General features: G+C 47.1%; 9 protein-coding genes. 4 read left to right on the forward strand and 5 right to left on the reverse strand.

The window, feature by feature from the left end:
* Nucleotides 1–85 precede the first annotated feature (85 nt).
* The 3 genes from CLOSYM_RS00915 (at nucleotide 86) to CLOSYM_RS00925 (ending at nucleotide 4,581) form a co-directional block, all read left to right on the forward strand.
* Complete coding sequence (locus CLOSYM_RS00915) at nucleotides 86–1,492, forward strand: MBOAT family O-acyltransferase (protein ID WP_021640595.1); 1,407 nt, start codon at nucleotides 86–88, stop codon at nucleotides 1,490–1,492.
* 16 nt (nucleotides 1,493–1,508) lie between these two features.
* Nucleotides 1,509–2,711 (forward strand): DHHW family protein, encoded by a 1,203-nt coding sequence (locus CLOSYM_RS00920; protein ID WP_021640596.1) that lies wholly within the window; start codon nucleotides 1,509–1,511, stop codon nucleotides 2,709–2,711.
* Nucleotides 2,712–3,219: 508 nt separating this feature from the next.
* Nucleotides 3,220–4,581 (forward strand): MATE family efflux transporter, encoded by a 1,362-nt coding sequence (locus CLOSYM_RS00925; RefSeq protein ID WP_003498933.1) that lies wholly within the window; start codon nucleotides 3,220–3,222, stop codon nucleotides 4,579–4,581.
* An 88-nt stretch (nucleotides 4,582–4,669) separates the two neighbouring features.
* Here the strand turns inward: CLOSYM_RS00925 and CLOSYM_RS00930 are convergent, their stop codons facing one another.
* Nucleotides 4,670–5,581 carry a DUF4397 domain-containing protein gene (locus CLOSYM_RS00930; protein WP_009296125.1) on the reverse strand — a complete coding sequence of 304 codons (912 nt, stop codon included), beginning with the start codon at nucleotides 5,579–5,581 and terminating at the stop codon, nucleotides 4,670–4,672.
* Between the two features lie 271 nt (nucleotides 5,582–5,852).
* Between CLOSYM_RS00930 and CLOSYM_RS00935 the strand changes: the two genes are divergently transcribed.
* Nucleotides 5,853–7,529 (forward strand): Na/Pi cotransporter family protein, encoded by a 1,677-nt coding sequence (locus CLOSYM_RS00935; protein WP_003498929.1) that lies wholly within the window; start codon nucleotides 5,853–5,855, stop codon nucleotides 7,527–7,529.
* Between the two features lie 85 nt (nucleotides 7,530–7,614).
* Here CLOSYM_RS00935 and CLOSYM_RS00940 read toward each other — a convergent pair whose 3' ends face one another.
* The 4 genes from CLOSYM_RS00940 to CLOSYM_RS00955 all read right to left on the reverse strand — a co-directional run bounded on the left by CLOSYM_RS00940 (nucleotide 7,615) and on the right by CLOSYM_RS00955 (nucleotide 12,920).
* On the reverse strand, nucleotides 7,615–8,643 hold the full coding sequence (locus CLOSYM_RS00940; RefSeq protein ID WP_009296128.1) for a TAXI family TRAP transporter solute-binding subunit: 1,029 nt from the start codon (nucleotides 8,641–8,643) through the stop codon (nucleotides 7,615–7,617).
* A gap of 332 nt (nucleotides 8,644–8,975) precedes the next feature.
* Nucleotides 8,976–10,223: a sodium/glutamate symporter gene (locus CLOSYM_RS00945; RefSeq protein WP_003498925.1), complete on the reverse strand. Its 1,248-nt coding sequence runs from the start codon at nucleotides 10,221–10,223 to the stop codon at nucleotides 8,976–8,978.
* Nucleotides 10,224–10,605: 382 nt separating this feature from the next.
* Nucleotides 10,606–11,292: a response regulator gene (locus CLOSYM_RS00950; RefSeq protein ID WP_003498923.1), complete on the reverse strand. Its 687-nt coding sequence runs from the start codon at nucleotides 11,290–11,292 to the stop codon at nucleotides 10,606–10,608.
* Nucleotides 11,292–12,920 (reverse strand): ATP-binding protein, encoded by a 1,629-nt coding sequence (locus CLOSYM_RS00955; protein WP_021640599.1) that lies wholly within the window; start codon nucleotides 12,918–12,920, stop codon nucleotides 11,292–11,294. Before CLOSYM_RS00955 ends, CLOSYM_RS00950 begins: the two co-directional genes overlap by 1 nt.
* Nucleotides 12,921–13,085: the final 165 nt, after the last annotated feature.

A 13,085-nucleotide genomic window follows, 5' to 3' on the forward strand; every position in this document is an offset into this window, starting at 1 on the left:
TGCGGAGCAATCCGGTATCAAAGGGGGCAAAAGAGCTTTTGCCCCCAACATCATAATATAAAATAAAATGTAAGGAGAGCCGGATATGGTATTTTCAAGTCTGTTATTCCTGTTCCGGTTCCTTCCGGCAGCGCTTTTAGCATATTTTGCGGCACCGCGCAGATACCGGAACGGAATACTGTTTGTTTCAAGCCTGATATTTTATGGTTGGGGGGAGCCTGTGTATATTCTGCTCCTCCTTTTTTCCACCATCGTTGATTTTATTCACGGAAAGCTGGTGGACCATTATAAACGTGAGGGCAATTTGGGAGGGGCGAAGCTAGCTGTAGCTTCCTCCGTCCTGATCAATCTGGGTCTTCTTGGAATCTTCAAATATACGGATTTCCTGATCGGCGCATTCAACACTGTTACGGGGAAGGGAGTGCCTCTTTTGAATCTTGCTCTCCCTATCGGAATTTCCTTTTACACATTCCAGACGATGTCTTACACTATTGATGTATACAGGGGTAAGGCCGGAGTCCAGACCAGCATTATCGCATTCGGCGCCTATGTTTCGATGTTCCCGCAGCTGATTGCCGGTCCGATTGTCCGCTACAGTACGATTGCCGGGGAACTGACAGGCCGGAAAGAGACCTTGGCCGGTTTTTCAGAAGGGGCCGTCCTGTTTGCAGCAGGTCTGGGGAAGAAAGTTTTATTCGCCAATCAACTGGGGCAGATATGGAACGAGATTATCCATATTGTTCCGGAACAGAGAAGCATTTTGATGGTTTGGATCGGAATTTTCGCCTTTGGAATGCAGATATATTTCGATTTTTCCGGATATTCCGATATGGCTCTGGGACTGGGACGGATGTTCGGGTTTCATTTCCCGGAGAATTTCCACTACCCCTATGAATCGAAGAGTATTACTGAGTTCTGGCGGCGGTGGCACATTTCCCTGGGAACCTGGTTTAAAGAGTACGTCTATTTTCCTCTGGGAGGCAGCCGGTGCAAAAAAGCCGGACAGCTTCGCAATATCCTGATTGTCTGGCTGCTTACAGGAATCTGGCATGGCGCGGGATGGAATTTCCTGCTATGGGGATTATACTTTGCCGCCTTCCTTCTGTTAGAAAAGTTTTTCTTAAAAGAGAGACTGGAAAAGTGCCCGGCCTTCATCCGCTGGCTCTACGCAATGCTGGCTGTCTTTATGGGATGGGTGCTGTTTGCTTTCGATGATATGCAGGCCGGGCTTCTGTATTTCAGACAGCTTTTCGGCGCGGCCGGGCTTAGCCTGGTAAATGAGAGAACGCTGTATATTCTGTTTACGAACCTGATTTTGATGGCCGCAGCGGCAATTGGGGCCACTTCCCTGCCAATCGCTTTCTGCAGGGAGCATATACAGAAAAAATCACTGCCGATATTGGAACCGATCTTTGTTGCCGCAGTGCTTCTGGTGTCTACGGCTTTTCTGGTAAATGCAGGATACAATCCGTTCCTGTATTTCAGATTTTAGGGAGGGGGTAAGCATTATGCGCAGAGAAATAATGACGGCATCGGCTTTTATAATCCCTCTGGCTTTACTGTCCGTCTTAAGCGCCGTCATGCCCCAGAAGGCATTCTCGGAGGAGGAGAACCGGTATCTGGCGCAGAAACCGGTTTTCACGATAGAATCGTTTAAAGACGGTAAATTTGGTAACGACTATGAGACATGGCTCTCGGATCAGTTCCCATTCAGAAAAACCTTTGTGGCTGCCAAGACGAACGCGGACAGACTGATTCTGAGAGAGGATGTGAATGATGTCTATTTTGGTAAGGATCATTATTATATAGAAAAAACAGACCCGGAAAATCTGCTGACACCTCAGCTTTATGAGAATCTGGATTATCTGTCGGACGCAGCCGCACAGTTTAATTCTATGGTTGGGGCAGAGCATGTTAAGATCATGCTGGCTCCTTCTGCATCTCAGATTCTGAAAGATAAACTCCCGCCTTTTGCGGCTCCTGCCGATCAGAGTGAAGCAGCACGGATTGCACGTGATAAAATCAGGGAGAAAACAGGGGAAGAAGGCAATTTTCTCGATATTGAAGGCACGCTTTTAAAGGCATGGGAGGAATGCCGTAAAATAGCGTCGGAATATCAGGCTGACGAAGAACAGCTTTATTATAAAACCGATCACCACTGGACAACGCTGGGGGCCTGGTATGCGTACCGGCTGTATGGGCGGGAGGCGGGATTTGAACCGTGGGGAAGAGACAGGTTTACAGAGATTGTAGTATCAGACAATTTCCAGGGAACAATTCAGTCAAAACTGGGAGTGGCTCTGGTTCCGGATACCATTACTCTTTTCATTCCGGGCAGCCCCACATCGGTAAACGTATATTATGACGGATTGCCGAAGGCCTATGACACTTTGTATAATAAGAAAGCGCTTGAAAAAAAAGATCAGTATTCCGTTTTCCTTGACGGAAATCACGGTTTAACAAAAATCGTAAATAATATGGCAGGGGTGGAGGCAAAGGGTAAAAGACTTCTGATAATTAAGGACTCCTATGCACATTCCTTTGCGCCCTTTGTCATCAATCATTTTGAGGAGGTATATATGATTGATCTCAGATATTTTAATATGAAGCCGGCCGAGTTTGCAAAGAGCCGGGAAATCACGGATATTCTGGTTCTTTATCAGATACCAGGATTTGCAAAAGACGGGAATCTCTTCAAGATGGTCCGCTAAAACTTGACGGATTGGCGTTTTTCTACTAAAATAGACTATATCAAAAAAATAAAAATTTTTTTGGTATACGTGCAATAAAATGCGCATGTGGTGCATTAACTTATTGAACGGATGAAAATCATTTCTGTTTGGGAGACTGAAAGCGGATGGGTAACAACACAAATATCAAGTTACTCGAAATTCCTTGATGCATTACACTCCGTTACGATTCTGCCGACGGCAGTACCTTACAGAAAATCATTTCAACAGCAGGTTGACGACAACCAGAGCCTGCCGTTGAGTAAAAAAGAACCGGACTGAATTTTTCAGTGCCGGTCTTTTTTATTTCACAGGAGTACTTTCCTATGAAATAAAAAAGACCGGCACTGCGGCGGAGTTAATCCTATAAAATTAAGGATAAAATATATTGACTTTTTGGCCAAAACAGGATATAAATGTCAGGCATGGTTTAACCTGCCGTGCATTATTAAGCGGGAATACGTAAGAATGATATAAAAGGCGGCTTGAAATGAAAATAGAAAATGATCTTGGTAAGGACGACATAAAGCGACTTGTCATCAGAATAGCCATCCCTTCCATGCTGGCCCAGTTTGTAAACGTGCTGTACAGCGTGGTGGATCGGATGTACATAGGAAATATTGCAGAGATTGGAGAGAAGGCTCTTGCCGGAGTCGGCGTCTGCGGACCCATCGTGACGATGATATCGGCGTTTGCCTCACTTGTGGGAATCGGCGGTTCGCCGCTCATGAGCATCAAGATGGGAGAGGGCAGTGAGAAAGAAGCGAAAAAGATACTGGCCAACAGCTTTCTGATGCTTGCCGTGATTTCGGTCATCACAACGGCCGGGGCGCTGCTATTGAAAAATAATCTGCTGATGTGGTTTGGCGCCAGCGAGACAATCTTTCCGTATGCGAACCAATATATAACAATTTATCTGCTCGGCACCATTTTTGCCCTGATGGCGGTGGGGATGAACCAGTTTATTATCTGTCAGGGATTTGCGAAGGTGGGAATGAAATCCGTTACACTGGGAGCCATTATTAATATTATTCTGGATCCCGTATTTATTTTCGTATTGGAGATGGGGGTCCGGGGAGCTGCGCTGGCAACGGTCCTGTCCCAGATGGCGTCCTGTGCCTTTGTACTCCTGTTCCTGTTCAGCAAAAAGGTTCCGATTCGAATCAGCTTTGGCGGTTATGAGTGGAGAATTATCAGAAAGATAACGGTGCTGGGAATGACGCCGTTTCTGATTATTGCCTTTGATAATGTGCTGATTATCACCTTGAACGCCGCTCTCCAGCATTATGGCGGAGCGGAGGGAGACAAGCTTCTGACCTGCGCCACCATAGTGCAGAGCTTCATGCTGATGGTGACCATGCCGCTGGGCGGTATCACGGGAGGTACGGAGCCGATACTCGGATATAATTTCGGAGCCAGGCGTACCGACCGGGTAATCAGAGCCCAGAAATATATTGCCTGTTTTGCCTTGGTATTTACTTCGGTCATGTTTATAGCTTCACAGACCCTGCCCCATTATTTTGTCAGGATTTTCACTCATAATGAAGAATATATTTCATTGACTGTCTGGGCAATCCGGATTTATACGGTAGGTATCATCCCGCTTGCACTCCAGTATGTGGTGGTTGACGGATTTACCGGAATGGGAGTTGCCTCGGTCGCCATCTTCCTGTCCATGTTCAGGAAGGTTCTGTATTTGGGAGGCGTCTTTGTACTTCCTGTCCTGTTTGGCGTAACCTCAATCTTTTATACCGAGGCTATCTCGGATTTTGGCGGTACGGTGATGAGTATTGCCGTGTATATTGTATTAATCCGGAAGATATTGAACAGGCGTGAAAAAGGAGAACTTTAAGAAAAGATAATAATTTATTCGGCAAAAGGCGGCAGAGGGAAATGCAAAATACATTTTCATCTGCCGCCCGTTTATCATTGATTTATATTCAGCGCATATCTTCTACAAGAAGTATCCTGATTGTGTCTGGTGACGGGTTCCAGTTCATAACATATAAGGTGTAAATACGGTTAGGATTGAGGTTGATAAAGGTAGAGAGCAGGTTGACTGCCGGTCTGGCGGATCTTGCCACGTTTACGGAGTAAGTTCCTGACTGGAGCCTGCTGAAGCTTCCGGCGTTTCCGGGCTGGGTGTTGGTGAAGCTCATGAAAGCATTCGGCAGCGTTACATTGACGGCGCCGCTTGCATAGGCCAGGTTGCAGACCCGCAGACAGGAAGTATTGAAGGATGTGTTGCAGCCTCCGTCCGGGAAGGCGTTGATGGCCATACGGTTGTTGATGCTTACAATGGCAATCGTAGAGTTATACCCAAAGAACATATTCTGCTGAAGGTAGACAAGGCCGTTCGGAGCCATGATTGTAATTCTGTGAAATCCTCTGGAATACTGTCTGTAGCGGCTGACCTCGGCAAAATCCATGTTGGTGAGAATCGTCCTGTTATCGACCTGTATGGTAAGATTTGAATGCACGGGCGAAGCATTTAAAAACCGGATGCTGAATCCGCGTGTCGGCTGCGGCATAGGAAGACAGTTACCACAAGGGATAACAGGTCCCGGGCCGCCTGGAAACCATACGGGAGGAACGGAGAAGTCCGGGTCGATCACGCCGTTGTCGGGCATAACGGAGAAATCCGGATCGATTACGTCGTTGTCGGGGAAAACAGAGAAGTCCGGGTCGATCATGTTGTTGTCGGGCATAACGGAGAAGCCTGGATCGACCATGTTGTTATCGGGCATGACGGAAAAATCGGAGTCAACGCCTCTGTTGTTTTGTGCGCCGTTAAAATTGTCATTCACATTGAGGGTGTGAACATCCGGCATCTGGTTCATTTCATGTAGCATATCATACCTCGTTTATTAAGTGTTTATAGTAAAAGTCTATTCAACGGCGCTGCAAAATGAGCATGGACGTCAAATATAGTTGTGTTTCGGCCTTTAAATGCTCCGACAAATTGCCACAAAATTCGAGTCTGTTTACCTGAAAATTACATAAATTTTACATATTTTACAAAAAGCTTGAAATAGCTATTTTCCCTGTGCTATGATAAAAACGATCGGCTTTTAATCCGGCAATTTTTCTGCTGTAAAAAAGCCGGCACAGGAGGATATTTATATGTCAATAAATGATGTAAGCAATCTGTTTACATTTGCCGGAGGGCTGGGCATGTTCCTGTATGGAATGCGCATCATGGGCGACGGCATGCAGAAGACAGCCGGCAGCAAGATGAACCACTTTCTTGGGATGGTGACAAATAACAGGCTTCTGGGCGTAGCCCTGGGAGCTTTAATTACGGCAATTCTTCACAGCAGTGCGGCGACGACGGTTATGGTTGTCGGTTTTGTCAATGCTGGGATTCTGAATCTGACACAGGCGGTTGGCGTTATCATGGGCGCTAATATCGGTACGACGATCACGGCCTGGATGGTTTCTTTAAATCAGCTCGGAGACGCGTTTACCGTACTCCAGCCTGCATTTTTTGCACCTCTGTGTATCGGCATCGGTACATTCCTGATTGTATTTTCAAAGAGACAAAAAAACAATCTGATCGGAGAAATTGTCATAGGCGTCGGACTTCTTTTCGTGGGCCTTGAATTTATGAGCAATGCGATCAACCCCTATACGGATGCTCCTATATTTGCAAAGGCATTTGCCGTCATGGGGCGCAATCCGATTCTGGGCATTATCACCGGCGCCCTTGTTACGGCTCTTCTTCAAAGCTCTACGGCATCCGTAGGTATCCTGCAGACGCTGGCGATGAACGGTGTTGTTACAACGGGGGCGGCCATCTACATAACCCTCGGACAGAACATCGGAACCTGCCTTACCGCCATGCTTTCCAGTGCCGGGGCCAACCGGACGGCAAAGAGGGCGGCGGCAATCCATCTGACCTTTAATACGCTGGGGGCCGTTATATTTGGTGTGGCGATGTACGCGCTGTCACTGCTCCGGCCTGCCATGGCCGGTTCGGAGATAAATTCCGTTCAGATTTCCATGTTCCATACGATATTCAATGTGACGAACACCCTTCTTTTATATCCGTTTGCCGGACAGCTGGTGAAGATTTCCGGCCTGCTCGTGAAGGACGGAGAGGCCGAAAAAGAGGCGGGGGAAGAACGGGGAGAGATCGAGACCGCATTCCGCCATCTGGATCAGCGTATTTTTGAATCGCCTGTTTTTGCCATCGAGGTGGCTCAGATGGAGACTGTGCATATGGGACAGATAGCCCTCAATAATATCCGTCTGGCAACGAATGCCATTTTGAGCAGAGATAAGGAGAAGGCGAAAGAAGTATACGGAAATGAAAAAGATATTGATAAAATGGAGGAGCTGCTGACCGGTTACCTCATTAAAGTCAATAATCTGTCACTGACGGAGCACCAGAAACTCCAGGTCAATAATCTGTTTTACAGCATCAGTGATATTGAGAGGGTTGGCGATCACTGTGAGAACCTGGCAGAGCAGGCCGACTATATGGCGGAGCATAATGTATCATTTTCTGATACGGGAAATGAAGATTTGAGCGCCATCAGTGAGAAAGTGGTCAAATCCTTCACCCACGCCATAGCCGCCAGGCAGACCGGCGATATGGACGATGTTAGGAAGGTCAGCCAGTATGAGGACGATGTGGACATGCTGGAGGAAGAACTGAGGGATAAGCATATTGAGCGCCTTTCGAGCGGTCAGTGCGATCCGTCCTCCGGCGTCGTGTTCCTGGATATAATAAGCAATCTGGAAAGGATTTCAGATCATGCCTATAATCTGGCAGGATATGTGAAAGATGAGATATAGACAGGAGAAAGTTTATAAAGACGAAATGAGAACACCCGATGGAAGATGATATTACCTCCATCGGGTGTTCTCATTATAGGAGACATTACTGCCCATCCAGATAACCTTTCTCAAGATAATACCGTTCGGCCCCCTTATGGAGCGGAACAGCCAGTTCATTGCAGATAAACCCCTTTTGCGTCAGGCTGCTCAGAGATTCGTGGCTGGCGGCCAGCTGAGGGATGGATTCATCCAATATCTTTGTAATACGGTAAACGAGTTCCTCGTCCATATTCTCATCTACGCAGAGAAGACATTTGATACCGAAGGAGTCGATATCCTCACTCTGGCCCGGATACGTTCCTGCTGGTATGGTTGTTTTATAATAGAAAGAATTCTTTGAGAGAATCTTCTTAAGCTCTGCAGGCGTATATTTCAGGAGCCGGCAGGGGACAGACTCTGCAAGTTCTGTAAGTCCGCTGATGGGAACTCCGGCAAACCCGTGTACTGCGTCGAGTTTTCCTTCCCGGACAGCGACGGAGCCGGAGCCAAGCCCGGAATTGACCAGAGTGGTGGATGATCCGAGTCCGACCACATCAATGGCAATACGGGCGGACAGATCGGTGGTTGAACCCTGGGGTCCGATGGCTGCGCTTTTACCGTTCAGATCGTGGACATAAGTGAGCCCTGCCGATTCGGGCGCCATCCAATTGGAAACACTGGTATAAATGGCTCCGATAGCCCTCAGGCTTTTAATTGGTTTATCGGCAAAATCATCGGTTCCGTAATAAGCCGACCAGGCCACATCTCCGCTGACCAGGCCCATGTCAATCTGTCCCCCCGTAATCCATTCGACGTTGGTAAAGGAGCCGTTTGAAGCGCTGAGATTGACCTTAATATTAGAGTCGTGTTCACTGATTACTTTGGCAAGCGCATTGCCGACCGGATACATGGTTCCCCCGCTGTCGGCGGTTCCGATTGTAAGAACCGTCAGCCCGGTGCTCACCTCCGGTAAATTTTCCACTTTTTCCGTCAATGCCGGGTTGTCGGACGTATTGGAGGAACAGCTGCATGCAGTGCAGGCAAAACCCGTCAGTGCAGCTAATAAGAAAGCTTTTAAATATACCTTTTTCATTATACAGATCACCTGTTTTATTAAAGTGTTAAACACAGCAGTCACATGTAAACATTATAATCTAAAATGGCGCCGGATCAATACCTTAACCATTGAAGAGAAAATATACAAAATCTTTACACTTATATTCTACTATAACACAGGTGTAAAGATTCGTCCAAGACAAATTGTTTTGCGAAGACTGGGATGTTGCTTTGGCGCGGGATGAACAGCAGCATTGGAAGCTGCGCTTGGGCAGGGAAACAGAATCGGGATTGATATGAAAAAACGTCCGGCAGATTGGGGGCGCCGGACGTTTAAGTGAATTTATTATTTGTAAATGAACGTGAACCTTATTTGATAAAACTTCCGAATACGGAAAGGAAGATAGGGTTGTAAATATCATCAATGATTACGGCGAAGGATGGGTAAAGAACCCATGCAACATTGTGCCATCCGTATTCATCCATAACAGCTTTCTCATTTGCTACGGCGTTCGGACCGGAGCCGCATCCCCATCCGCAGTTTCCGGCAGCCATAACAGCAGCGCCATAGTTGCGGCCAAACATGTTGTAGGAGACGAAGATTGCAAATGCAGCCATCAGGAGGGCCTGGCAGAGAAGGATGATACCCATCTGACCTGCTACAGGAGCCAGCTTTGTAATATCGGTTGTCATAAGAACCAGAGCGAGGTAGAGTTCCAGGAACATATGCTCGATTGCGTCAACCTCAGGAACATAAAACTTGATGTTGCAGGCCTCCATTACATTACGCGCGATTGCGCCTGCAAACAGACAGCCAATGAATTTCGGCATTTCAATCATTGGGATATTGTCAAGGATACAGTAAATCGGCATACCGAGAGCGGCAATCAGCAGAGTCATGGCAAACATGGAAATCATTCTGCCGTTGTCAAGCGTTGCAGCCGTACCGGTTTTTGCTGATTCGGGTTTATCGTTCGGGTCGGATTTCAGGTTGTTGCGTGTAATCAGGAAGGCAGCCACAGGTCCGCCGATTAAGGAACCCATGATGTTGCCCATTGTACCTGCCGCCACACCGATAGTAGTGGCATCCGGCGCGCCCCAGGACTCAAAGATCGGGCCAAATGCGGAAGCCGTACCTACACCGCCTGACATTGCTGAAGAGGAACACTGCAGCGCCAGAAGCGGATGAAGTCCAATCAGGTTGCCGACAAACACGCCCAGAAGATCCTGGAGAGTGATTAAAAGACAGGCAGCGATTGCAATCATGGCACAGAGCTTGCCGCCTGCATGACGAAGCATCTTTAAGCTGAAACCGAAACCTACGCAGAGGAAGAACAGGTTCTGACATAAGTCTTTCATTATCGTGGCATCGAAGGAAAGTCCGATGATGCCGGAACCCTTAATAATAGCGACAACAATTGAAAAGATGATACCGGATACAACCGGTGCGGGGATTGCGTATTTACGCAGTAATTTTGAGTGGTTTACAATCGCACGCCCCAGGAAGATAACGATGGCGGCAAAACCGAGAGTGGTAAGATACTCAAATTTGAAATTAGCAACAGCCCCATCTGCCGCCGGTGTGTAAGTACCGAAATAGCCCATAATAGTTTCCATTGATACATACCCTCCATTTCTTTTTTATAAAATTTATTTATTTTTTATAAACGGTTCTATACTGAATGTTGGAAGTGTGCTTTTCAGCACACCCCAACATTCAGTATAGAGCCTTATAAACAAAGTGTAAAATATGTAGGAGGTGAAGTCAATTTTTGTAATTAAGAAAAGCCTTTAGTAACTATAGTAAATGGGTTTTGGATGTATATTCTGACGAAATGGGGGAAGAGAGAAATATTAACTGATAAATAAAATGGAATTGCTGCAGCCTGAAAATACCCAAAAGTGCAGCAGCGCCGGACTGTTACGGCAGAAGGCGGCCGCGGCTGCACATGGGGTTTATGGTTGATTGCGGTGTTCTGTGCGCGGATTGTGCGGGCTGTCATTTGTTAATATAGCGGTATCGGATGGAAGGGCGTCCTCCTGTCTGGTAATCAATGGTACTGATTAGCTCTCCGGTTTCCAGCATATAATTCATATACCTACGGATTGTGATACGCGACAGGTGAATCTGCTCTGCTATCTGTTCACTGGAATACTGGACATCCCTGTTATCCTTCAGGAAACCGCGTATCAGTCCCAGTGTGGTTTCGTTCAGCCCCTTGGTCAGGCCGGCGGCCTGGGAGCCGGTATTCTCCTGACGGGCCAGCAGTTTATCAATCTCTCCCTGCCCCATGTTGTTTTTTGCCTGGTTTAAATACTCCTTCATCTGGCTGTATTTTTCAAGAGCGGCTTGGAAACGCGGGTATTCAAACGGTTTTACAAGATAGTCAATCACACCGCGGGACAGAAGCTGTACGACGATATCCGTGTCGCTGGCAGAGGTCACCATGATGATGGACGGGGCTTTACCGGTTGCATGAAGCCGGTCGATGAATTCGGCGCCGTTCATCAGCGGGGTATAGTAATCAAGAATAATCAAATCGACATCTTCATCATTCAGATACTCAAGCGCTTCAATTCCGCTTTTAAAGACCTTTATCACCCGGAAGGACGGGGTCAGTTCCACATACTGCTTATTGATGGAGGCTACCATCGGATCATCTTCTATTATAATAACCTGGTACATTAAAGGTTCTCCTTTCTTGTGAAAGTGAGCGTAAAGCAGGTGCCCTCGCCCATCTCCGTATCTATGGAAATTTCTCCCTGATAATCTTCTGTAATCTGTTTAATCAGATAAAGGCCGGTTCCCCTGTTTTCCCCCTTTGAGGAGATTCCTTTATCAAATATATGATTCAGCAATTCCTGGGGAATTCCATTCCCGGTATCCTCGCAGGTAATGATATTGCAGTCGGGGCGGCAGTAAATTCCGAGAGTGATTTCTTTTAACTCCTGATTTAAATTTACAGAGCTGTTCAGCTCCTCGATGGCATTTTCCAGCAAATTCCCTATAATCGTAATAACGGAATCCTGCAAAAGCAGCAGTTCACTTTCGATGCAGCTGCTGTCATGGGTCAGAGTAAGGCGGATTCCGAGTTCCGCAGCATGCATCATTTTACCGATGACAAGCGCACAGATTCTGGATACACGGATGGAATCGGCTGTTTCCCGGATAGACTGGCTGGACACCAGATTACTGTTGATGATAAATTGTTTTGCCTGATCGATTTCGCCCGTCTGCAGATAACCTAGGATTACATGAAGCTTGTTTAGAAATTCATGGTTAAAGGCGCGAAGCGTATCAAGCATGCTGCGGGTGCCGGTCAGCTCGTCCGACAGAGAGAGAAACTCCGTCCTGTCCACAGCGATGGCCAGCATGCCCTGTATGGGTTTTTTGCCCTTTCCCTGAATCGGTATTTCATTCATCAGAATGGTCCGCCCGCCTATGGAGCATGTCTGGCGCCGGACTGATTTACCGGTGTTGATGACAGTGTCGAATTTGGTGTCAGGATATAGCTCACGGATATGCCTGCCCATCAGGGGAGGGCCCTCGCCGGGACCGTCCGAAAACAGGTTTCTTGCAACGATATTGGAGAAAAGGATTTTTCCGTCTGTATCGGTGGCTATCAGTCCTTCTTCTATAGAATTCATCACATCATCCTGGCGTATATACATATTGAGAAGCTCATGAGGGTTGAAGCCCATCAGAGATTTTCTCAGAAAGCGGATAAATGCATGGGTAAGGAATGTACTCACGAGCATCATCAGAATAAAGATAGCCAGGTGAACTATCAGTATGTTACGGTGCCTTGCCGATATATGGGCGGTGAAGACAGAGGCCATGACAAAACCGATGATAGTTCCGTCACTGCTTTTGACCGCGTGGAATGCACGCCTCTGTGCGCCTTTGGTTCCGTAGCCGGTTGTGATATAAGGCTTGCTCCCCTGAAGAATCCGGGTCTCGTCCCCGTCAACGAAGGTTTCGCCTGTTTTCAGCCGGTCCGTGTGGTAAAAGCGCAGGCTGTTGCTGTCACAGATAACAACGACGCTGATATCGGGGAGATTATTGCAGAGTGAATCAATGTCCTGTTTTGCGAGAGCGCTGGGATAACCTGCCTCCAGCATGGAGACAACCTGGGGCATCGAGGCAATATAGGAGGCGGTGCCGCTTATGGTGGCGTCCATATCCGCCCTCTGCCGCGTGATATCAAAGTACAGGGTAATACCCAGTGAAAGGACGATAATTAAAGCGGAAAGCAGTGTAAAAGAGCGGTACAGCTTCTTTTCAAGCTCGTTCCGGGATGCTGTCTGATCCAAGATGCACCTCCTTTAGCAGTTTGACGGTGAAAAGTCCGCAAAAAGATGTGCGGACACTTAATCATGCTTCATTATATTAAAAAAAGAAGGTTTTCGCAACAGCAATCAAAAGTCCATGGATGAAAACAGAGAGAGCGGGAATAATATTTATGAAATTTCAAAAAA

Source organism: [Clostridium] symbiosum ATCC 14940 (assembly GCF_000466485.1).
Taxonomy (GTDB): Bacteria; Bacillota; Clostridia; order Lachnospirales; family Lachnospiraceae; genus Otoolea; species Otoolea symbiosa.